At 67.9% G+C, this 21,606-nt stretch carries 19 protein-coding genes; 6 read left to right on the top strand and 13 right to left on the bottom strand.

Annotation, left to right across the window (positions count from 1 at the left end; all coding sequences use genetic code 11):
* Positions 1-42: 42 nt before the first annotated feature.
* Positions 43-1,377 (bottom strand): 23S rRNA (uracil(1939)-C(5))-methyltransferase RlmD, encoded by a 1,335-nt coding sequence (rlmD, locus tag AC1DCJ_RS12880; protein ID WP_038686999.1) that lies wholly within the window; start codon positions 1,375-1,377, stop codon positions 43-45.
* Positions 1,378-1,514: 137 nt separating this feature from the next.
* On the opposite strand from rlmD, the gene AC1DCJ_RS12885 reads away from it, so the two are divergent.
* Positions 1,515-2,240: a response regulator gene (locus AC1DCJ_RS12885; protein ID WP_478071126.1), complete on the top strand. Its 726-nt coding sequence runs from the start codon at positions 1,515-1,517 to the stop codon at positions 2,238-2,240.
* 159 nt (positions 2,241-2,399) lie between these two features.
* On the opposite strand, the gene recO is transcribed toward AC1DCJ_RS12885, so the two are convergent.
* The 9 genes from recO to rpoE form a co-directional block, all read right to left on the bottom strand.
* On the bottom strand, positions 2,400-3,122 hold the full coding sequence (gene recO, locus AC1DCJ_RS12890; protein ID WP_137191581.1) for a DNA repair protein RecO: 723 nt from the start codon (positions 3,120-3,122) through the stop codon (positions 2,400-2,402).
* Positions 3,123-3,145: 23 nt separating this feature from the next.
* Complete coding sequence (era, locus tag AC1DCJ_RS12895; protein WP_038686993.1) at positions 3,146-4,042, bottom strand: GTPase Era; 897 nt, start codon at positions 4,040-4,042, stop codon at positions 3,146-3,148.
* Positions 4,039-4,719, bottom strand: a complete 681-nt coding sequence (gene rnc, locus AC1DCJ_RS12900) for a ribonuclease III (protein WP_137191582.1) — start codon at positions 4,717-4,719, stop codon at positions 4,039-4,041. The genes era and rnc overlap by 4 nt, the downstream gene beginning before the upstream one ends.
* Positions 4,709-5,092 (bottom strand): DUF4845 domain-containing protein, encoded by a 384-nt coding sequence (locus AC1DCJ_RS12905; protein ID WP_137191583.1) that lies wholly within the window; start codon positions 5,090-5,092, stop codon positions 4,709-4,711. Before AC1DCJ_RS12905 ends, rnc begins: the two co-directional genes overlap by 11 nt.
* 32 nt (positions 5,093-5,124) lie before the next feature.
* The gene (lepB, locus tag AC1DCJ_RS12910; RefSeq protein WP_038686987.1) at positions 5,125-5,919 is read right to left on the bottom strand and encodes a signal peptidase I; all 795 of its coding nucleotides are present in this window, start codon (positions 5,917-5,919) and stop codon (positions 5,125-5,127) included.
* 114 nt (positions 5,920-6,033) lie between these two features.
* Entirely contained in the window at positions 6,034-7,824 is a 1,791-nt protein-coding gene (gene lepA / locus AC1DCJ_RS12915) for a translation elongation factor 4 (RefSeq protein WP_038686985.1), read from the bottom strand.
* 170 nt (positions 7,825-7,994) lie between these two features.
* Complete coding sequence (locus AC1DCJ_RS12920; RefSeq protein ID WP_137191584.1) at positions 7,995-9,527, bottom strand: DegQ family serine endoprotease; 1,533 nt, start codon at positions 9,525-9,527, stop codon at positions 7,995-7,997.
* A 97-nt stretch (positions 9,528-9,624) separates the two neighbouring features.
* Positions 9,625-10,506, bottom strand: a complete 882-nt coding sequence (locus AC1DCJ_RS12925) for a sigma-E factor negative regulatory protein (protein ID WP_478071127.1) — start codon at positions 10,504-10,506, stop codon at positions 9,625-9,627.
* An 8-nt stretch (positions 10,507-10,514) separates the two neighbouring features.
* Positions 10,515-11,135, bottom strand: a complete 621-nt coding sequence (rpoE, locus tag AC1DCJ_RS12930) for an RNA polymerase sigma factor RpoE (RefSeq protein ID WP_478071128.1) — start codon at positions 11,133-11,135, stop codon at positions 10,515-10,517.
* Between the two features lie 238 nt (positions 11,136-11,373).
* Here rpoE and AC1DCJ_RS12935 point away from each other — a divergent pair, with 238 nt between their 5' ends.
* The 3 genes from AC1DCJ_RS12935 to aqpZ all read left to right on the top strand — a co-directional run bounded on the left by AC1DCJ_RS12935 (position 11,374) and on the right by aqpZ (position 15,544).
* The gene (locus AC1DCJ_RS12935) at positions 11,374-13,437 is read left to right on the top strand and encodes a 3-hydroxyacyl-CoA dehydrogenase NAD-binding domain-containing protein (RefSeq protein WP_137191586.1); all 2,064 of its coding nucleotides are present in this window, start codon (positions 11,374-11,376) and stop codon (positions 13,435-13,437) included.
* A 417-nt stretch (positions 13,438-13,854) separates the two neighbouring features.
* Complete coding sequence (locus tag AC1DCJ_RS12940) at positions 13,855-14,718, top strand: pirin family protein (protein ID WP_038686977.1); 864 nt, start codon at positions 13,855-13,857, stop codon at positions 14,716-14,718.
* 103 nt (positions 14,719-14,821) lie between these two features.
* Positions 14,822-15,544 (top strand): aquaporin Z, encoded by a 723-nt coding sequence (gene aqpZ, locus AC1DCJ_RS12945; RefSeq protein ID WP_081797161.1) that lies wholly within the window; start codon positions 14,822-14,824, stop codon positions 15,542-15,544.
* An 80-nt stretch (positions 15,545-15,624) separates the two neighbouring features.
* Here the strand turns inward: aqpZ and AC1DCJ_RS12950 are convergent, their stop codons facing one another.
* Both AC1DCJ_RS12950 and AC1DCJ_RS12955 read right to left on the bottom strand, forming a co-directional pair.
* Entirely contained in the window at positions 15,625-16,341 is a 717-nt protein-coding gene (locus AC1DCJ_RS12950) for a transposase (protein ID WP_478071129.1), read from the bottom strand.
* A gap of 175 nt (positions 16,342-16,516) precedes the next feature.
* Positions 16,517-17,368 (bottom strand): pirin family protein, encoded by an 852-nt coding sequence (locus AC1DCJ_RS12955; RefSeq protein WP_137191590.1) that lies wholly within the window; start codon positions 17,366-17,368, stop codon positions 16,517-16,519.
* A gap of 262 nt (positions 17,369-17,630) precedes the next feature.
* Here AC1DCJ_RS12955 and AC1DCJ_RS12960 point away from each other — a divergent pair, with 262 nt between their 5' ends.
* Both AC1DCJ_RS12960 and AC1DCJ_RS12965 read left to right on the top strand, forming a co-directional pair.
* On the top strand, positions 17,631-19,712 hold the full coding sequence (locus tag AC1DCJ_RS12960; RefSeq protein ID WP_038686970.1) for a carbon starvation CstA family protein: 2,082 nt from the start codon (positions 17,631-17,633) through the stop codon (positions 19,710-19,712).
* Complete coding sequence (locus AC1DCJ_RS12965) at positions 19,712-19,936, top strand: YbdD/YjiX family protein (RefSeq protein ID WP_038686969.1); 225 nt, start codon at positions 19,712-19,714, stop codon at positions 19,934-19,936. Before AC1DCJ_RS12960 ends, AC1DCJ_RS12965 begins: the two co-directional genes overlap by 1 nt.
* A 254-nt stretch (positions 19,937-20,190) precedes the next feature.
* Here AC1DCJ_RS12965 and AC1DCJ_RS12970 read toward each other — a convergent pair whose 3' ends face one another.
* On the bottom strand, positions 20,191-21,312 hold the full coding sequence (locus tag AC1DCJ_RS12970) for a DUF3103 family protein (protein ID WP_478071130.1): 1,122 nt from the start codon (positions 21,310-21,312) through the stop codon (positions 20,191-20,193).
* Positions 21,313-21,606 lie beyond the last annotated feature (294 nt).

Raw genomic sequence — 21,606 nt, forward strand, 5'->3', positions numbered from 1 at the left:
CGCCGATGCGATGCATCGGCCGCCCGGGCGGTGGCGCCAGCCTCAGCGCTTCTCGAAGACCGCGATGCTTTCCACGTGCGCGGTGTGCGGGAACATGTCCATCGCACCGGCACTGACCAGGGTGAAGCCCTGTTCGTTGACCAGGTAGCCGGCATCGCGCGCCAGCGAACCGGGGTGGCAGCTCACATAGACGATGCGCTTGAACTGCTTCAGCGGCAGCTGCTGCAGCACTTCGATCGCGCCCGAACGCGGCGGGTCCAGCAGCAGCTTGTCGAAGCCCTGGCGCATCCACGGGGCGTTGCGCTGGTCCTGGGTGAGATCGGCGGCATGGAACTGCGCGTTGGCCAGGCCATTGCGCTCGGCATTTTCCCTGGCCCGGGCAACCAGGCCGGCATCGCCTTCCACGCCCACCACGTCACGCACGGTACGCGCCAGCGGCAGGGTGAAGTTGCCCAGCCCGCAGAAGAGGTCCAGCACGCGCTCGTCCGGACCGGCCTCCAGCAGCTCCAGCGCCAGCGCGATCATCTTCACGTTGAGCGAGGCATTGACCTGGATGAAGTCCAGCGGGCGGAACGCCAGCTCCACGTCCCACGGCGCCAGCTTGAACGACAGCGGCACCTCGGCCGGCCACAACGGCTGCACCGACTCCACACCGCCCGGCTGCAGCGAGATCGCAAAGCCATGTTCCTGCCCGAAGGCGGTCCAGGCGGCGCGGTCGGCCTCGGTCAGCGGCTGCATGTGGCGGATGGTCAGCATGATCGCCTCATCGCCGGCGATGAACTCGATCTGCGGGATGTCGCGCTTGCCGTCGAGGGTTTCGATGAACGTCGCCATCGCCCCGACCTTGCTGCCGATCTCCGGAATGACGGTCAGGCACTGGCTCAGGTCCGCCACGAAACGCGGATCCTGCTCGCGGAACCCGACCAGGGTCTTGTCCTTCTTTTCCACCCGGCGCACCGAGAAGCGGCCCTTGCGGCGGTAGCCCCAGCTGTCGCCCACCAGCGGCGGCAACACCGTGCCGGGGGTGACGTGGCCGATCCGGGTCAGATTGTCCGTAAGGACCCGTTGCTTGGCCACGATCTGCTGCGACTCCTCCAGATGCTGCAGCACGCACCCGGCGCAGACGCCGAAATGCGGGCAGCGCGGGGTGACCCGCTGCGGCGACGGCTGCAGCACCTCCAGGGTGCGCGCCTCGTCGAAATGGCGGTTGCGCGCGGTCGGTTCAGCGCTCACCACTTCGCCGGGCAATGCGCCGGTGATGAAGGTGACCTTGGCACCCTCGCCTTCACGGCGGGCAACGCCGCGGCCATCATGGCTGAGGTCGAGGATGTCGGTCTGGAAAGGGGTACGGTCGAGGCGGGAGCGGGATCGGGCCACGTGGCAACAGGCTGCGGGCAAAAAGGGTGCGTATTGTCGCAGATACGTGGGTCGGGCTGCCGATGGGCCCGTTGGAAACGCTTGCAGAGCGCGTTGTCATGTTTAATATGGGCATAGCTGACATGGAGGCAGCCCCAATGCAGATGACCCCTCGGGATCCAATGCCCCGATTCCTGCTCGTCGAGGACGACACCATCAGTCGCGGCTTCTTCAAGGCCGCGCTGGAGACCCTGCCGGCGCAGGTGGATACCGCCGATTCGCTGGCCACGGCCATGGACACCGGCCGCAGCGGCCAGCACGACCTGTGGCTGATCGACGTCAACCTGCCCGACGGCAATGGCACCCAGCTGCTGCATGCGCTGCGCCGTTCACGGCCGGACACGCCCGCGCTGGCGCATACCGCAGATGGCGACACCAGGATTCATGCGCGGCTGCGCGATGCCGGCTTCAGCGACACCCTGGTCAAGCCGCTCACCGGCGAACAGCTGCTCAAGGCCGTGCGCCGGGCGCTGGTCAACAGCCCCGGCACCGCCCCGCCCGCCGTGGGCGCAAGCCTGGACAGCGAGCGTGAAGACTGGGATGAAATCACCGCCCTGGCCGCCCTGAACGGGCAGCGCCACCATCTCGTCGCGCTGCGCGAACTGTTCCTGGCCGAGCTGCCGAGCGTGCGCGATGCGGTGGCCCAGGCCTTGCTGAAGCAGGACCTGCGCGCCCTGCAGGGCCAGTTGCACCGGCTGCAGGCCAGTTGCGGCTTCGTCGGCGCAGCGCGGCTGGCACGCGCGGTCCGCCAACTGCACCAGGCCCCGGATTCCAGCGGCGCCCACACTCAATTCCAGGCGGCGGTGGAATCCCTGCTGCATTGAGGCCCCGGTAGAGCCGGGCTCTGCCCGGCTACCGGGAAAAATTGTCTCGTTCGCGCCGCGTAGCGCCGGGCTCTGCCCGGCTGGCAGGGAAATTGGCGTATTCGCGTCTAAAAGCAGCCGGGTAGAACCCGGCTCTACTGCGGTTCAATACGCCCGGCGCTACCTGCGCCTGGCCAGGTCTTCCAGCATTTCCCACGACTTCAGCCCGCGCCCGCCCAGGTGGTGCAGCAGCACCGCGCGCATCGCCCGGCGCAGACTGGCCAGGTCATCAGGATCGGGCTGGCGGTCCTCGGCCAATGCCAGCAGCGCGCTGCCGGTGGCGGTGCCGCGGCGGGGGTCGGTGCCGCGCTCGCTGAGCAGCCGGCGCGGCCCCTCCTGCGGGTCCAGGTCGTAGCGGGCGGCCGGGTCCACCGGCTCGCCGTCGCTGCCATGGGCCAGGTCGAACCCGAACCCCAGCGCTTCCAGCAGGTCGCGCTCGAACCGGCGCAGCGTCCAGGCCAACGGCTCGCCGTCGCGCAGGCGCTGGCGAACCAGGCCGTAGTGGTCGTACAGCTCGGGCAGCGGATCCTGGCGCGGGGCCAGCCGCATCAGCAGCTCGTTGATATAGAACCCGGCCAGCATCGCCTCGCCGCCCAGCCGCGGCGCGGCATCAAGGGCTTCGGCGCCGCGCAGCTGGGCCAGTTCACCGCGCTGCACGGCACTGAAGCGAATCCATTGCAGCGGCTGCAAGGCGGCCCGCAGGGCCTGGCTGCGCGGGCTGCTGACACCCCGCGCCAACAGGCCGATACGCCCGTGCTGCTCGGTCAGCACCTCCACCAGCAGGCTGGTTTCGCGCCACGACCGGGCATGCAGCACGAAGGCGGGTTCGTCATCGATGCGCATGGCGCAGCCGTCAGCGACCCGGCTTACTCGTAGCCGAACGCCTTCAGCGCGGCTTCGTCGTCGGACCAGCCTTCACGCACGCGCACCCAGGTCTCCAGGAAGACCTTGGCGCCGAACAGGCGCTCCATCTGCATGCGCGACTTGGCGCCGATGTCCTTCAGGCGGGTGCCGCCCTTGCCGATCACGATGGCCTTCTGGCCTTCGCGCTCGACCCAGATCACCGCGCCGATGCGCAGCAGGTTGCCGTCTTCGACGAACCGCTCGATCTCCACCGTGGTGGCGTACGGCAGTTCTTCACCCAGCTGGCGCATGAGTTGCTCACGCACCAGTTCGCCGGCCAGGAAGCGCTGGCTGCGGTCGGTGATTTCGTCCTCGCCGAACATCGGCGGGGCTTCGGGCAGCAGCTTCAGCAGGTCGCGCACCAGCGCTTCCAGGCCGTTGCGCTTCTGCGCCGAAATCGGGTGGACGGCGGCAAACGTGCGGCCTTCGGTGACCTGTTGCAGGAACGGCAGCAGCGCGGCCTTGTCCTTGAGCCGGTCGACCTTGTTGACCACCAGCACCACCGGAATGCCCGAGTCGCTGAGCACGTTGAAGGCCAGGGTGTCTTCCTCGTCCCAGCGGCCGGCTTCGATCACCAGCATGCCGGCGTCCACGCCCTCCAGCGAACCGCGCGCGGCGCGGTTCATGACCCGGTTCATGGCGCGCTTCTGCACCCGGTGCAGGCCGGGGGTGTCCACCAGCACCAGCTGCCCTTCCGGGTAGCTGGCAATGCCCAGCAACCGGTGCCGCGTGGTCTGCGGGCGGTTGGACACGATGCTGACCTTGGCGCCCACCAGGGCGTTGGTCAGGGTGGATTTGCCGACGTTGGGGCGGCCGATGACGGCCACGCTGCCGCAATGATGGGGAATTGCTTCGCTCACTTGGAATCCAGTTGCTCGAGGGCGGCCGCGGCCGCCTGTTGTTCGGCCAGCCGTCGCGAGGCACCTTCGCCTTCGGTGCTGACAGCGGGATCGGCTACGCCACAGCGTACCCGGAAGGTCTTGGCGTGATCGTCACCCGCTTCTGACACCAGCTCATACTGCGGCAGTGTCTTCTGGCGGGCCTGCAACCATTCCTGCAGGCGGGTCTTGGGATCTTTTTCGGGCTTGCCGGTGGCCGGCAGCGCCTCCATCGAGGCGCTGAACCATGGCAGCACCACGGCGCGGCAGGGTTCGAACCCGGCATCCAGGTAGATGGCCGCCACCACCGCCTCCAGGGCGTCGGCCAGGATGGAGTCGCGGCGGTGGCCGCCGGTCTTCATCTCGCCCGGGCCCAGGATCAGCCGGTCGCCCAGTTCGAGGGTGCGGGCGATGACCGCCAGCGCACCTTCACGCACCAGTTCGGCACGGGCGCGGGTGAGCGCGCCTTCGTCGGCCTTGGGCCAGCGCTGGTACAGCGCCTGGGCCACCATCATGTTGACGATGCTGTCGCCGAGGAACTCCAGCCGCTCGTTGTTGGGCGTACCGGCACTGCGATGCGTCAGGGCCTGCTGGAGCAGGCCCGGATCTGCGAAGGGGTGGCCGATGCGGTCACCACGTTGGAAAGTCTTAGTCGACACCGGCGCGGGTCAGTTCCTGGTTCGTATCGAATTTGCCCACCACGTCGAGGTTGCCGATCAGTTCACGGCGCACTTCGTAGTTGACCTTCATGTTCCAGCCGCCGTCGATGCGATCGAACTTGACGTTGGCCGGCTTCACGTTTTCGGAGTAGTTGATGTACAGCCGCTTGAAGAACAGGTCCTGCACGCGGGCCGGCTCCATGTTGCCCACGCCCGGCTCCTTGGCCAGGCTCTTCATCGCCGAGCGCACCGAGTAGTACTCCTGGTACATCGGGAACAGCTTCATGCCGACATACAGGCCGAACGCCACCACGATCAGTACCGCCAGGAACGAGGTGAGGGTCATGCCGCGCTGCGTGTTCATCGTCTTCATTGCGTTCTCCCCAGATACGCGAGTGTGATGGATCAATTGATGCTCGAGCCGATCCGCGACGGCTCGAAGCCGTCCTTGCAGAACCACCCCGAGCAGTTCAGCCAGATCAGGAACGCCTTGCCGCGCAGGTTCTCTTCCGGGAGCAGGCCCCAGAAGCGACCATCATCGCTGTTGTCGCGGTTGTCGCCCATCACCAGGTACTTGCCGGCCGGTACCGTCCACTGGCCTGCGCCACGCGGGTAGTCGGTTTCCAGCACGGTGTGGGTGCGGCCCGGCAGGTGCTCGACCAGCAGCGAGCTGCCCTCGCCCTGGCCGCGATGGCCGGCGTACAGGCCCTTGTTGTCGTACTTGACCGGCTCGCCGTTGAGGATCAGCCCGTCTCCTTCGAAGACGATCTGGTCACCGGGGATGCCGATCACGCGCTTGATGAAATTCTCGCCCTTGGCCGGATCGTTGTCCGAATGGCCCGGGAAGTGGAACACCACCACGTCGCCGCGCTTGGGTTCGCCCAGCGGGACGACCTTGGCATTGTTCAGCGGCAGGCGCAGGCCGTAGGAGAACTTGTTGACCAGGATGAAATCGCCGATCAGCAGGTTGGGCATCATCGAGCTGGACGGGATCTTGTACGGCTCGGCGATGAAGCTGCGCACCACCAGCACGATCGCCAGCACCGGGAAGAACGCCCGGGCGTAGTCGACCGCGACCGGTTCGGAATCCAGTAGGCCGGCGCGCGCGGCACGGCGCTTGGCGAAATACAGCTTGTCGGCCAGCAGGATCAAACCCGAGGCCAGCGTCAGTACGACCAGGAGGATCTCAAACAATTTCATGCGGTGTCCTTGGGCAACGGGTGCAGCGGTGCGGGTGCAGCGGCTACGGGGCCATCCCTGCGCGCCCGGCGGCACCTGGCGGGTGCCGCGCGGTGGCCGGGCGACCTGCCGGCCTTACTTGTCCATCTGCAGCACGGCCAGGAAGGCTTCCTGCGGGATTTCCACGCGGCCAACCTGCTTCATGCGCTTCTTGCCTTCCTTCTGCTTTTCCAACAGCTTCTTCTTGCGCGAAACGTCGCCACCATAGCACTTGGCCAGCACGTTCTTGCGCATCGCCTTGACCGTGGTGCGGGAGATGATCTGCGAGCCGACGGCGGCCTGGATGGCCACGTCGAACTGCTGGCGCGGGATCAGTTCCTTCATCTTCTCGCAGAGCTCGCGGCCCCGGCGGTCGGCATGGCTGCGGTGCACGATCAGCGACAGGGCGTCGACCTTGTCGCCGTTGATCAGCACGTCCACGCGGACGAACGGGCCGGCATCGAAGCGCACGAAGTGGTAGTCCAGCGAGGCATAGCCGCGGCTGACCGACTTGAGCTTGTCGAAGAAGTCCAGCACCACTTCGGCCATCGGCAGCTCGTAGCTGATCTGTACCTGGCTGCCCAGGTAGTTGATGCCGATCTGGCTGCCGCGCTTTTCTTCGCACAGCTTGATGATGTTGCCGATGTACTCCTCGGGGGTGAGCACGTTGGCGCGGATGATCGGCTCGCGGATCTCATCGACCATGTTCACCGGCGGCAGCTTGGCCGGGTTGTCCATGTTGATGATGGTGCCGTCGGTCTTGAGCACTTCATAGACCACGGTCGGCGCGGTGCTGATCAGGTCCAGGTTGTATTCGCGCTCCAGACGCTCCTGCACGATTTCCATGTGCAGCATGCCCAGGAAGCCGCAGCGGAAGCCGAAGCCCATCGCCTCGGAGCTTTCCGGCTCGAAGCGCAGCGCGGCATCGTTCAGGCGCAGCTTGTCCAGCGCTTCGCGCAGGTCCGGGTAGTCTTCGGCGTCGACCGGGAACAGGCCGGCGAACACGCGCGGCTGCATTTCCTGGAAGCCCGGCAGCGGCTTGGAGGCCGGGTCGGCGGCCAGGGTCAGGGTGTCGCCGACCGGTGCGCCGTGCACGTCCTTGATACTGGCCGTGACCCAGCCCACTTCACCGGCCCGCAGCGCCGGCAGCACCTTGCGCTTGGGGGTGAACACGCCGACGTTGTCGACCTGGTGGGTACGGCCGGTGGACATCACCTGCAGCTTGTCGCCGGCCTTGATCTGGCCCTGCATCACGCGCACCAGCGAGACCACGCCGAGGTAATTGTCGAACCACGAGTCGATGATCAGCGCCTGCAGCTTGTCGGTATCGCGCGGCACCGGCGGCGGAATGCGATGCACGATCGCCTCCAGCACGTCGACCACGTTCAGGCCGGTCTTGGCACTGACGGGCACCGCGTCGGTGGCGTCGATGCCGATGACGGCCTCGATTTCGGCCTTGGCGCGCTCGATGTCGGCGGTGGGCAGGTCGATCTTGTTGATCACCGGCACCACTTCCAGGCCCTGCTCGACGGCGGTGTAGCAGTTGGCGACCGACTGCGCTTCCACGCCCTGGGCCGCATCGACCACCAGCAGCGCGCCTTCGCAGGCGGCCAGCGAGCGGCTGACTTCATAGGAGAAGTCGACGTGCCCGGGGGTGTCGATGAAGTTCAGATGGTAGGTCTGGCCGTCTTTCGCCACATAGGGCAACGAGACCGACTGGGCCTTGATGGTGATGCCACGCTCGCGCTCGATCGGGTTCGAGTCGAGCACCTGCGCCTCCATTTCGCGGGCCTGCAGGCCGCCGCAAAGTTGGATGATGCGATCGGCCAGCGTGGACTTGCCGTGGTCAACGTGGGCAATGATGGAGAAGTTGCGGATGAATCGCATCGAATCAGAAGACATAGGTGGCGGCGGCGCGTCGCGTCGTCAGGATGACTGCGGATTATCGCATGGCCGGCCCGGTCCCGCGTGCGGCCGCCCGCGATTGGCGTGATCGGCCCGCCAGAAACGACCGGGCCCGCCGAAGCGGGCCCGGAAACGTAGCGCTGGCGGGGGGGTTACTGCCCGGCCTTGATCGCCACGAAGGCGCTGTTGCCGGTGGCCCGGACCAGCAGCATGACCACATCGCCCTTCTTGTAGGTGGCCAGCGCCTTGTCCAGCGCGGCCACGCTGCCCACCGGGGTACGCCCGACCTGCAGCACCACCATGCCGGGCGAAACACCGGCGTCACGCGCGGACGCGCCGTTGACGCGAGTCACCCGCACGCCCTCGCCCGCCCCGAGGCCCAGTTGCTTGCGCTGGGCGGCGGTCAGGTCGGCCACCTCCAGCCCCAGCAGGGCGTTGGAGCCGGTCTGCGGCGCGGCGGCCTCGGCGGTGGGTCGGGTCGTGCCGCGTTCGGCATCCTCGGCCAACTCGGTCAGGGTGGCGCTGATTTCACGCTCCTTGCCATCGCGGACCACGCCCAGGCGGACCTTGCTGCCCGGCGGCAGCGCGCCGATCAGCGGCGGCAGGTCGCTGAAGGTATTGATCGGGCTGCCGTTCACCGAGCGGATCACATCGCCCGGTTCCACCCCGGCCTTCAGCGCGGCACTGCCCGGCACCACTTCATTGACCAGGGCGCCGCGGCTGTCGGACAGGCCCAGGCCCTGCGCTTTGAGTCCGTCGATCGGCCCCACGGCGGCGCCCAGCTGGCCCCGGCTGACCCGGCCGGTCTTCTTGATCTGTTCGACCGCGCCCATGGCCAGGTCGATCGGGATGGCGAAGCTGATGCCCATGTAGCCGCCCGAGGCGGAGAAGATCTGCGAGTTGATGCCGACCACCTCACCGCGGGTATTGAGCAGCGGGCCGCCCGAGTTGCCCTGGTTGATGGCCACGTCGGTCTGGATGAACGGCACGTAGCGCTGGTCGGCGCCGCCGGTGCTGCGGCCCACGGCGCTGACCACGCCGGCGGTGACCGAGTGGTCCAGGCCGAACGGCGAGCCGATCGCCACCACCCACTGGCCCGGCTTGAGCGTGTTGGAATCGCCCACGCGCACGGTCGGCAGGTTCTTGCCGTCGATCTTGAGCAGGGCCACGTCGTACTGCTGGTCGCTGCCGATCACCTTGGCGGTGAATTCGCGGCGGTCGCCCAGCTTGACCTTCACTTCGCTGGCGTCGGCGACCACGTGGTAGTTGGTCAGCACGTAGCCGTCGGCGGAGATGATGAAGCCCGAGCCCATGCCACGGCCCTGGATGCGCGGGCTGTCGTCCTGGCCACCGGGACCGGGGCCCTGCCCTGGCATCTGGAAGTCCGGGCCGAAGAAGCGCCGGAAGAATTCGGGCATCTCATCGTCGCCGCCCGGGCCCATGCCGCGGGCCTGGCGGTTGCTGCGCACGATGGTGGTTTCCACGTTGACCACGCCAGGGCCGACCTGTTCGACCAGGTTGGTGAAGTCCGGCAGGCCGCTGACCAGCTGCGGCGCGGGCGCGCGGGGCGCCGCGGCGGGGGCCGGGGCGGCGGGAGCGGCAGGGGCCGGCGCCTGGGCGCAGGCCATCAACGGCAGGGTCAGGGCCAGCAGGGTCATGGCCTGGCTACGCATGCGGGGAGTCATCGGACGTCAGCCTCCGGATCGGGACGTGGGGAAAAGCGGGGGCGTTCCGGCCAGGGGGCCGGACGCAGGGTGTGCTGGAGCGGGTGCGACGACAGGGTCAGTCGCGATGCCGGCGCGGCGCGGGGGCGGCCGGGTCGACCTCCTGCAGGCGCGGCTCGAACGGGTAGAACGCGGCCTGCGGCTCCTGCGTGGAGAAGCGGGCGTTCAGCGCCCCGCCGGCCGCCGGGGCCAGGGTCGAGCGCGGCCACGGCTTGGCCTGCAGCGCGGCGACATCGCCGAACGGCAAGGCACGGGCATTGGCGGCCGGCACCACCGGCACCGGCACGGCCTGGCTGGCCACGGCACGCTGCGGCTCGATGCTGCGTTCGCCGGCGCTGCGCGCGGCCTGCTGGGTACGGGTGGCACTGGCGCGGCGCACGGCGGCCACGTCCTGGCGACGGCTGGCGGCAGCGACGGCCGCAGCTGGCACGGCGGCCACGGCGACGGCCGCATCCACTGCCGCAGGCGCGACCGCCGGAGGGCTGGGCGGCAACTGGGCCTGGCTGGCAATGATGGTGGTGGCGGGCGCGTCGAGCGGCGTCTCGCTGGGCAGCTGTTCGCGGGTCATGAACATCGCCACCGCGGCGACCGAGGCGGCCAGCGCGGCGCCACCGCCCCAGCGACGCCAGCCACCGCGACGTTCGCGGCTGCGTTCGACCGGGGCCGCCGGTGCCAGCGGGGCCGGTTCGGCGGCGACCGCACTGCGTACGCGCGCGGCGAAGTCCACCGGGGCCGGTGCGCAGGCCTGGCCGCGCAGCACGTCGCCGAGCAACTGCCAGCGCTCGTGGCAACCGGCCAGCGCTTCATCGTGCTCCAGGCGGCGCAGCATGAAGCGCGCCTCGTCGGGCGACAGCGCGCCATCGACCAGCGCCGACAGCTGCTGGCGGTTGTGGATGTCGATCTTGTCCGGCGTGGTGCCGGCGGTTCCAGGGATTGGCATGTGTTCGCTCATACGCGGCTCTTCTCGCGGGTGGCACTGCCGATATCCAGCAGCGGCCGAAGTTCAGTGTCGATCGCCTCGCGGGCGCGGAAGATCCGCGACCGCACGGTGCCGATCGGGCACCCCATCTTCTGCGCGATATCTTCGTAACTCAGCCCGTCCACCTCGCGCAGGGTGATGGCCGATCGCAGTTCTTCCGGCAATGCCGCCACCGCCTTCATCACCGTCTGCTCCAGCTCCTGGCGCATCAATTCGCGCTCGGGGGTGTCGGTGTCGCGCAGGCGGGTGCCGCTGTCGAACTGCTCGGCGTCACCGATGTCGATGTCATCGGTGGGCGGGCGGCGGTTGTAGGCGGCAAGGTGGTTCTTGGCAGTATTCACGGCTATCCGGTGCAACCAGGTATAGAACTGGGCGTCGCCCCGGAAACTGCCGATCGCGCGGTACGCGCGGACGAACGTGTCCTGTGCGACGTCCTGACATTCACTCCAGTCGGCGATGTAGCGCCCGATCAGCGCCACGATCCGATGCTGGTACTTGCGCACCAGGACATCGAACGCCGCACTCTCGCCGCGCTGCACGCGCCGGACCAGCTCCAGGTCCAGCTCCTGTGGTGTTTCAACCTCGGCCATGTGGGGCCGCACTCCTGTCAGCCCGACCAACGTCGAGCAATGAGACTGCCAATCCCGGGAAAAGTTCAGCGACCGATCACACGACGCCGCACCAGCTTTTAACCACCGTTCCGTTAAGGTTCCCGCTCACGGCACTGAACCGGGCCTGCCCATCCCCCAGCTATTGGGATTTGACGGGGAGGAAACAACCTCTGGATCATAGCCCCCTTCTCCATACACAACCGGATGGAACGTTCCCATGCTCTCAGGCTTCGATGGGCTCCGCTTCGCACATTGGCACCCGCAGATCCGTGATGATGGTGTGGTGGTGCTCAGCCTCGACCGCCACGACAGCAGCGTCAACGCGATGTCCCAGGACGTGCTGCTGGAACTGGGCGACCTGATCGAACGCATCGCCATGGACCCGCCCAAGGCGGTGGTGATCCAGTCGATCAAGCCGGCCGGCTTCATTGCCGGTGCGGACTTGAAGGAGTTCCAGGAATTCGACCGCCGCGGCACCGTCAATGACGCCATCCGCCGCGGCCAGAGCACCTACCAGAAGCTGGCCGAGCTGCCCTGCCCGACCGTGGCCGCCATTCACGGCCATTGCCTGGGCGGCGGCACCGAGCTGGCGCTGGCCTGCCGCTACCGCGTGGCCTCCAACGATCCGTCCACCCGGATCGGCCTGCCGGAAACCCAGTTGGGCATCTTCCCCGGCTGGGGCGGCAGTTCGCGCCTGCCGCAACTGGTGGGTGCACCGGCGGCGATGGACATGATGCTGACCGGTCGCAATCTGTCGGCATCGGCCGCGCGCAGCATCGGTCTGGTGGACAAGGTCGTGGCCCCGGCGGTGCTGCTGGATACCGCGGTGGCACTGGGCCTGTCGGGCACGACCCGCCCGTTCAAGCAGCGCGCGACCGCGTGGGCCACCAACACCTGGCTGGCGCGCAAGCTGCTGGCCCCGCAGATGGCCAAGCAGGTGGCGCGCAAGGCGAAGAAGGACCATTACCCGGCGCCGTACGCACTGATCAACACCTGGGCGCGCACCGGCGGCAGCCCGATCCAGACCCGCCTGGACGCCGAACGCCGTGCGGTGGTGAAGCTGGCCGGCACCCCGACCGCGCGCAACCTGATCCGCATCTTCTTCCTGACCGAACGCCTGAAGGCGCTGGGTGGCAAGGACCATGGCATCAGCCATGTGCACGTGGTGGGCGCCGGCGTGATGGGCGGCGATATTGCGGCGTGGTCGGCCTACAAGGGCTTCAACGTGACGCTGCAGGACCGTGAGCAGCGCTTCATCGACCCGGCCATGGAGCGCGCGCAGGCGCTGTTCGCCAAGAAGGTGAAGGACGAGAGCAAGCGCCCGGCCGTGGCCGCACGGCTGAAGGCCGATCTGGCCGGTGAAGGCGTGGCGCTGGCCGATCTGGTGATCGAGGCGATCATCGAAGATGCCGACGCCAAGCGTTCGCTGTACCAGACGCTGGAGCCGAAGATGAAGGCCGGTGCGCTGCTGACCACCAACACGTCGTCGATTCCGCTGCTTGAGCTGCGCGACCACATCGAGCACCCGGCGCAGTTCGCCGGCCTGCACTATTTCAACCCGGTGGCGCAGATGCCGCTGGTGGAGATCATCCACCACGACGGCATGGCGCCGGAGACCGAGCGCCGGCTGGCGGCGTTCTGCAAGGCGCTGGGCAAGTTCCCGGTGCCGGTGGCCGGCACGCCGGGGTTCCTGGTCAACCGCGTGCTGTTCCCGTACATGCTGGAAGCGGCCACGGCGTATGCGGAAGGCATTCCGGGCCCGGTGATCGACAAGGCGGCGGTGAAGTTCGGCATGCCGATGGGCCCGATCGAACTGCTGGATACGGTGGGGCTGGACGTGGCCGCCGGCGTGGGCAAGGAGCTGGCGCCGTTCCTGGGCCTGCAGATTCCGGCGGCGCTGCAGACGGTGGAACCGGGCAAGCGCGGCAAGAAGGATGGCCAGGGAATCTATAAGTGGGAAAACGGACGGGCGCAGAAGCCGGACGTGCCAGCCAATGCGGAGGTGCCTGCGGATCTGGAAGACCGTCTGATTCTGCCGCTGCTCAACGAGGCGGTGGCGTGCCTGCACGACGGGGTGGTGGCCGATGCGGATCTGCTGGATGCGGGGGTGATCTTCGGGACGGGGTTCGCGCCGTTCCGCGGCGGTCCGATCCAGTACATCCGGGCGACCGGTGCGGACGCGCTGGTGGAGCGTTTGAAGGCGCTGCAGCAGCGGCACGGGGAGCGTTTCGCGCCGCGCCCGGGTTGGGATGCGGCGGTGTTGCGTGAGCCGGTGATGTAAGCCGGGCTGCCGCCCGGCACCTGCCGATGCAACGGCAACTGCAAGTGCAAGTGCAACTGCAACTGCAACTGCAAGGGCCAGAGCGCAAGCGGAGAGCGTAAAGCGGCTCTGGACTGGATCGGGGATGGCGGGGTGGGTCAGGTGGCGGGGGACGCCGTGAACCCATCCCTGGGGGCTTGGTCGCGCCATCCATGGCGCTCACACCCCCGCCACCTGACCCACCCCGCCTTCGATAGTTGGCCGGTGACGGTACGTAGAGCCGGGCTCTGCCCGGCTGCCTTCGCAATTAAACGCTGCCGGGCATCGCCCGGCGCTACTTGGGCTGTTGGCGCAACACCCTGTTGCCCGAATGGGGCATGCAGGGGGTGTGTCTGCATGCGATCCTGCGGGTCTGTCCACGCCAGCGAGAAAGCCCGCATGACGACGATCATTGCGCCCCGTGTCCACGATATCGGCGGTCTGCAGGTGCGCCGCGCCGTGCCTACCCTGCAGGCGCGCAGCGTCGGTCCGTTCGTGTTCGTGGACCAGATGGGTCCGGCGGTGCTTGCGCCGGGGACGGGTATCGATGTGCGTCCGCATCCGCACATCGGGTTGGCGACCGTGACGTTCCTGTGGTCCGGTGCGATCGGTCACCGCGATACGTTGGGGTCGGACCAGGTGATCCGCCCCGGTGACGTCAACTGGATGACCGCCGGGCGCGGCATCGCGCATTCCGAACGTACCCCGCCGCCCGAGCGCGAGCACGATCACCCCATCCACGGGATGCAGACCTGGGTGGCGCTGCCGAAGAGTTTCGAGGAAACCGATCCCGGGTTCTTCCACCACGCGGCGGCCACCCTGCCCCAGCAGCGACGCGACGGTGCCTGGCTGCGGGTGATCGCCGGGCGCGCGTACGGCGAAGAATCGCCGGTGAAGGTGTTCGCGGACACGTTGAATGTGGCGATCGATCTGGATCCGGGTGCGGAAATCGACCTGGATACCGGCCATGTCGAGCGCGCCCTGTACATCCTCGAAGGCGAGGCGCAGCTGGACGGCGTGGATCTGCCCGCGCAGCATCTGGTGATTCCCGAGCTCAATGCGCGTGGTCGGCTGCGCGCCAAGACGCCGGTCAAGGCGATGCTGCTGGGCGGCGAACCGCTGGATGGGCCGCGCCACCTGTGGTGGAACTTCGTGTCCAGCTCCACCGAGCGCATCGAGCAGGCCAAGCACGACTGGGACGCCGGGCGCTTCGGCACGATTCCCGGCGACGACAAAGAATTCATTCCGCTGCCCACCTACTGAGCCGGTGCCGTTCGTCGGCGTCTTGACGCCACGTTCACCCCGATGAACCGCGATTCAGCTACGTTCTGCCTGCCCGTCCCGGGCATCTGGTGGAGAACGATCGATGAGCATGGGCAAACGTCTGGCCGCGGAGTTTCTCGGCACGTTCTGGTTGGTTCTGGGGGGCTGCGGCAGCGCGGTGCTGGCGGCCAAGTTCGGCGGTGATGGCAACCCGCTTGGGATCGGTTTCGTGGGCGTGGCGCTGGCCTTCGGGCTGACCGTGCTCACCGGCGCCTATGCGTTCGGCCACGTCTCCGGTGCGCACTTCAATCCTGCCGTCAGCCTGGGGCTGTGGGCCGGCGGCCGGTTCCCGGCGCGCGACCTGCTGCCCTACATCGTGGCCCAGGTGCTGGGCGGGATCCTGGCCGGTTTCATTCTGCTGCAGATTGCTTCGGGCGCCCCCGGCTTCGCCATCGATGGCAGCCAGGCCGGTGCGTTCGCCAGCAATGGCTACGGCGCCCTGTCGCCGGGTGGCTACAGCGTGGCCGCCGCGTTCCTGTGCGAAGTGGTGCTCACCGCCTTCTTCCTGGTGGTCATCATGGGGTCTACCCACGGCAACGCCCCGGCCGGTTTTGCGCCGATCGCCATCGGGCTGGCGCTCACCCTGATCCACCTGATCAGCATCCCGGTGACCAATACCTCGGTGAACCCGGCGCGCTCCACGGCGGTGGCAGTGTTTGCCGGCAGCGGCGCACTCAGCCAGCTGTGGCTGTTCTGGCTGGCCCCGCTGCTGGGCGGCCTGATCGGCGGCATTGCCTACAAGTGGATCGGCACCGAGCCGCGCTGAGCCTGGGCGGCCGGGGCCGCTCCGGTTCCGGCCGCCTGATTCAAGGCGTGGTGGCCCACGGAAGGGACCATTTGAAACAGTTATTTGTAGATCCAGTCACATTCCGTTAAGGTCCGAATCACCACGCCGTCACCTGGCAGGCGAGGTACTCCGGGACGCGCATGGGGAAAATGCGCACGGACGGCCTGGGTTGTCTGCGGCCCCCGGACCCCTTCTGCCAGCACGACGCGCGGCCACTTCGACCTTTGGGGGAAGCCATGAACATCCTGCGCGCTGCCGTGTGCCTGTGCCTGTTGTTGTCCGCTGCGGCCGTCTCGGCCCAGTCCTCGAACGTGTGCCCGTCCCTGCCCGCCGACAGCGGCCTGCAATGGCAGGAGCAGGCGCGGGCCGACTTCGTCCTGTGCAAGGCCAGCACCGGCGATGGCCGCGAGGTGCTCAGCCTGATGCTGACCGCACGCGACCCGAACCTGCCGCTGAGCCGCCCGCTGCGCCAGGAAAAGGGCCTGTTCGCCGGTGAATCGCTGTACTGGTACCAGCCCGACCTGGGCGGCCAGCAGCCGCCGGGCTACGAAACGCGCCGCATCACCGTGGTGAAGTTCGACAAGAACCGCTACGCGCAGATCGCGCTGTATGCCGGGGATGCCAAAGAGCTGGGTGCGTTGCAGTCGCTCACCCAGGGCATGAACCTCACGCCCACGGCGGTCGCCGCGGGGCGCTGAGATGGCCGGGAATGTGCATGGCGCACATCCCGGTAGTGCCGGCCGCTGGCCGGCTGCGCCCCTGCCTCCAGGCTCCATCGGGTTGCCGGCCAGCGGCCGGCACTATCTGTGCTCCCCCAGCGTGATGCGGTTGCCGGCCAGCGGCCGGCACTACCTGTGCTTTTGCAGCGTGATGCGGTTGGCGGCCAGCGGTCGGCACCGCCCGTGTTTCCGCCGCGTCATGGGGGTGCCGACCGACGGCCGGCACCACCGGTCAGAAGCGGCCTTCCTGGAAATCGACGAAGGCCTGCATCAGCTCCTGGCGGGTGTTCATCACGAACGGCCCGTGGCGCATTACCGGCTCGCGCAGCGGTCGCCCTGCCACCAGGATCAGGCGGGCACCCTCGGCGCCGGCCTGCAGCTGCAGCAGTTCGCCGCCGCCCAGCACCGCCAGTTCCTGGCGCGCCACCGGACGTGCATCTTCGCCCTGCCCCACCGTCAGCCCGCCTTCGAACACGTAGGCAAACGCGTTGTGCCCTTCCGGCAAGGTGTAGTCCCAGCGCGCGTTGGCGTCCAGGGTGATGTCCAGGTACACCGGGTCGGTGGCCGGCTGCACGATCGGGCCGCTCACCTCGCCCACTTGGCCGGCAATCACCTTCACCTGCACGCCGTCGCCGGGCGCGGTGACGGGAATGCGCTCGGGCGCGAATTCCTGGTACTTCGGGTCGGTCATCTTGTCGCGCGCGGGCAGGTTCACCCACAGCTGGAAGCCGCGCATCTGCCCCGATTCCTGCTCGGGCATCTCCGAATGCACCAGCCCACGGCCGGCGGTCATCCACTGCACGCTGCCCGGGGTAAGCAGGCCTTCGTTGCCGTGGTTGTCCTTGTGCCGCATGCGCCCGTCGAGCATGTAGGTGACGGTTTCGAAGCCGCGGTGCGGATGGCTCGGGAACCCGGCGATGTAGTCCTCGGCGCGGTCGGTGCCGAATTCATCCAGCAGCAGGAACGGGTCCAGGTCAGGCAGCGAGGGGCCGCCGATCACCCGGGTCAAGCGCACGCCGGCGCCATCGGAGGTGGCCATGCCACGGATCGTGCGCTGTACGCGCACCGGGGTTGGGCTGCTCATCTCGACTCCAGCAAAAGGAAACCAGCCAACAAGATGGGCGCCCGGGTGGCAGCCGCCAATCGCCACGCCCGCAACCGATTGTTCCAGCGGTGGCGTTCGCACCCCGTGCAGGCGCGCGCGTCCACCGGGCCGTTGTCCGCATCGTCACGCACGCCACGTTGCGACCTACGACCAAAGTACTAGCGGCAAGCACCTGCGTTTGCATTGACCCCATCGGTGCCAAGGCAGACTCTTACGACGATCTCCAGGGAGACGCAATCTCATGAAAGGTTTTTCCAAGCTGGGCTGGGCCGCGCTCGCGCTGCTCGGCGCGTTCTGTCTGGGCGTGGTCGCACTGCGCCGTGGCGAACACATCAACGCGTTGTGGATCGTGGTCGCCGCGGTGTCGATCTACCTGATCGCCTACCGCTTCTACAGCCTGTTCATCGCCGACAAGGTGATGCAGCTCGACCCGACCCGGGCCACCCCCGCAGTGCTCAACAACGACGGCCTGGACTACGTGCCCACCAACAAGCACGTGCTGTTCGGCCACCACTTCGCCGCGATCGCCGGCGCGGGGCCGCTGGTGGGTCCGGTGCTGGCCGCGCAGATGGGCTACCTGCCCGGCCTGCTCTGGCTGGTGGTCGGCGTGGTATTAGCCGGCGCGGTGCAGGACTTCATGGTGCTGTTCATCTCCAGCCGCCGCAACGGTCGCTCGCTGGGTGACCTGGTGCGCGAGGAGATGGGCCAGGTGCCCGGCACCATCGCGCTGTTCGGCGCCTTCCTGATCATGATCATCATCCTGGCGGTGCTGGCGATGGTGGTGGTCAAGGCATTGGCCGAGAGCCCGTGGGGCATGTTCACGGTGATCGCCACCATGCCCATCGCGATCCTGATGGGCGTGTACATGCGCTACATCCGCCCCGGCAAGATCGGGGAGATTTCGGTGGTCGGCCTGTTCCTGCTGCTGGCCGCCATCTGGTACGGCGGCAAGGTGGCCGCCGATCCCGTCTGGGGCCCGGCCTTCACCTTCACCGGCATCGAGATCACCTGGATGCTGATCGGCTACGGCTTCGTGGCCTCGGTGCTGCCGGTGTGGCTGCTGCTGGCACCGCGCGACTACCTGTCCACCTTCCTCAAGATCGGCACCATCGTGGCGCTGGCGATCGGCATCCTGATCGTCATGCCGGAACTGAAGATGCCGGCGCTGACCCAGTTCGCGGCCAGCGGTGACGGCCCGGTCTGGAAGGGCGGCATGTTCCCGTTCCTGTTCATCACCATTGCCTGCGGCGCGGTGTCGGGTTTCCATGCGCTGATCGCCTCGGGCACCACGCCCAAGCTGTTGGCCAATGAGCGCCACATGCGCTACATCGGCTACGGCGGCATGCTGATGGAATCGTTCGTGGCGGTGATGGCGCTGGTAGCGGCCTCGATCATCGACCCGGGCGTCTACTTCGCGATGAACAGCCCGGCGGCGGTGATCGGCGCCGATGCGGCCTCGGCCGCGCACTTCATCAGCACGACCTGGGGCTTTGCGATTACCCCCGAGCAGCTGGAAGCCACCGCACTGGCCATCGGCGAGCCGACCATCCTGCACCGTGCCGGTGGTGCACCGACGCTGGCGGTGGGCATCGCGCAGATCCTGCACCAGGCCATTCCCAGTGGCAGCAACGCGATGATGGCGTTCTGGTACCACTTCGCGATCCTGTTCGAAGCGCTGTTCATCCTGACCGCGGTGGATGCCGGTACCCGTGCCGGTCGCTTCATGCTGCAGGACCTGCTGGGCAACTTCATCCCGGCGCTGAAGAAGACCGAATCGTGGACGGCCAACATCATCGCCACGGCCGGTTGCGTGGCGCTGTGGGGCTACCTGCTGTACACCGGCGTGAAGGATCCCTTCGGCGGCATCCAGACCCTGTGGCCGCTGTTCGGTATCTCCAACCAGATGCTGGCCGGCATTGCGCTGATGCTGGGCACTGTGGTGCTGTTCAAGATGAAGCGCGAGCGCTTTGCCTGGGTGACCGGCGTGCCGGCGGTGTGGCTGCTGATCTGCACCACGTATGCGGGCCTGATCAAGATCTTCGACAAGAACCCGGCCCAGGGCTTCCTGGCGCAGGCGCACAAGTTCCAGGACGCGATCGCCACCGGCACCATCACCGCGCCGGCCAAGAGCCTGGACCAGATGCACCAGATCGTGGTCAACGCCTACGTCAACACCAGCCTGACCGTGTTGTTCCTGTTCGTGGTGTTCTCGATCCTGTTCTATGCGATCAAGACCATCGTGCAGGCGCGCCGCAACCCGCAGCGCACGGACAAGGAAACCCCGTACGTGGCGCTGCAGCCGCACCAGATGGCGGACCTGTGATGAGTACAGAACTGGTTCCCGTTGGGCAGTACCAGGCACACCGCCGGTTGTGGCGGCGCCTGGTGCAGACCGCACGCCTGTGCTGCGGCATCCCCGACTACGACAACTACGTACGCCACGTGCTCGACAACCATCCCGACCGCGTGCCGATGGACTACAAGACCTTCTTCCGCGAGCGCCAGGAGGCGCGCTACGGCGGCAGGAACGGGGGCCGCTGCTGCTGAGCGGCGACATCGGTGGAGTAACGGAACGGCGGCGCGAAAGCGCCGCCGTTTTTTCATGGCGGAAGCCGGTTGTCGGCCGGTTCCCGTGAAGCTCACCCGGTTCGGCCGGTTTCCGCGAACCGCATCGGGTTCGACCGGTTTCCGTGAACCGCACGCGGTTCAACCGGCGCCCGTGAACCTTACCCGGTAGTGCCGGCCGCTGGCCGGCTCCTCATGGGCCCACGGTGTCACCTGGAGCCGGCCAGCGGCCGGCACTACCGGGTCAGCGTGACCTTGGCGTTGTTGGCCGCGCCCATGCGGTCGGTGTAGGCCTGCCCGCGCTGCAGCAGGTAGAAGCTGTCCAGGTAGTCGGTGTCGTTGGCGAACCAGGTGGTGGGCATCGCCTTGAGGATGGCGCCGGCGATGTCGGCGATCACCGCGTACTCCGGTGCGAACGCACCCAGTGCCGCCTTGACGCCATCGGTCAATGCCACCAGCAGGTCCTGGTAGTTGGTGTCGCCGTCATCTTCGAACAGCTGCACATTGGCCGCGTCGAACCGGTAGTTGCCCCAGATGACCAGCGGTTGGCCGGGGGTGTAGTCGGTGTTGTCGTGGTCCAGGTACGGCAGAGTCAGCGTGGCCATCTCCGGTTCGGCCGCGCCGATCTGCAGGCCCGACACCACCGCGAACACCTCCGCGCCGCCCAGCGCCCACGGCTCCTGGTCGTCGGCCAGGCGGATGCGGTCCAGCCGGGTCAGGTCGAGCGAGGCGCTGCCGTTGGCGGCCAACCGGATGCGGTCCGGCGATTGCAGGCCGCGCGCCTGCAGCCCGGCATTGACCACCGCCATGCCCTCTTCCACCGCCGTGCGCGTATCCACATCGACGATCAGCACCGGGAAGGCCGGCGCGGTGCGCGCGTCCAGCGTGTGGCGACGCCCCTGCGGGTCGTAGGCGTTCAGCGTGGTCCAGTGGCGGTCATCGCCGCGCGGGAGCACGGCCACCCATAGCTGCGCGGCAGGCACGTCGGTGAGCCGGGTGCCGCTGGGGATGTAGGCGCGGAGCTGCAGCAGGTCAGCGCCCGCGGCGGGCAGCCCTTTTTTCTGCCGCAGCTGGCGATCCTGGGCGGCCAGCGTGCGCGAGGCCTGGGTGCGCGCCTGCGGGTCGAAGCGGGCCATCACCCGGGCCAGCGGCACACCGTCGGGGCGCGCGGCGAGCGCGCCGGTCACCGCCGTGGCGAAGCCCGGCTGGGCGATCAGCGCGGCCACATCACGGGCGCTGGCATCGGTAATGGCCTGCACATCGGCGCGCTCGATGCGCGCGGTCTGGGCAACGGCGGTGGCGCTGGCCAACAACAGCAGCGCGGTGACACAGCATCGGAACAGTCCCTGGGGTTTCATGCAACGTCCTGACTGGACGCCGATTGCCATCGGCGGAGATTCCCACCCGTGATGCCCCCTGCCACGGGGTGGCGCATGAGGCCGCACGTTACGGGGCAATTGCCGCTGCGTCTGATACCCGCTCCACACTCTGGACGTCCAAAGGGTAGTGCCGGCCGCTGGCCGGCTCCAAGCCATCTCAATTCCCGGTAGTGCCGGCCGCTGGCCGGCTCCAGGCAATATCAATCCCGCGGTAGTGCCGGCCGCTGGCCGGCTCCAGGTGACACCATGGGTTCATGAGGAGCCGGCCAGCGG

The organism is Stenotrophomonas sp. 10N36 (assembly GCF_056395005.1).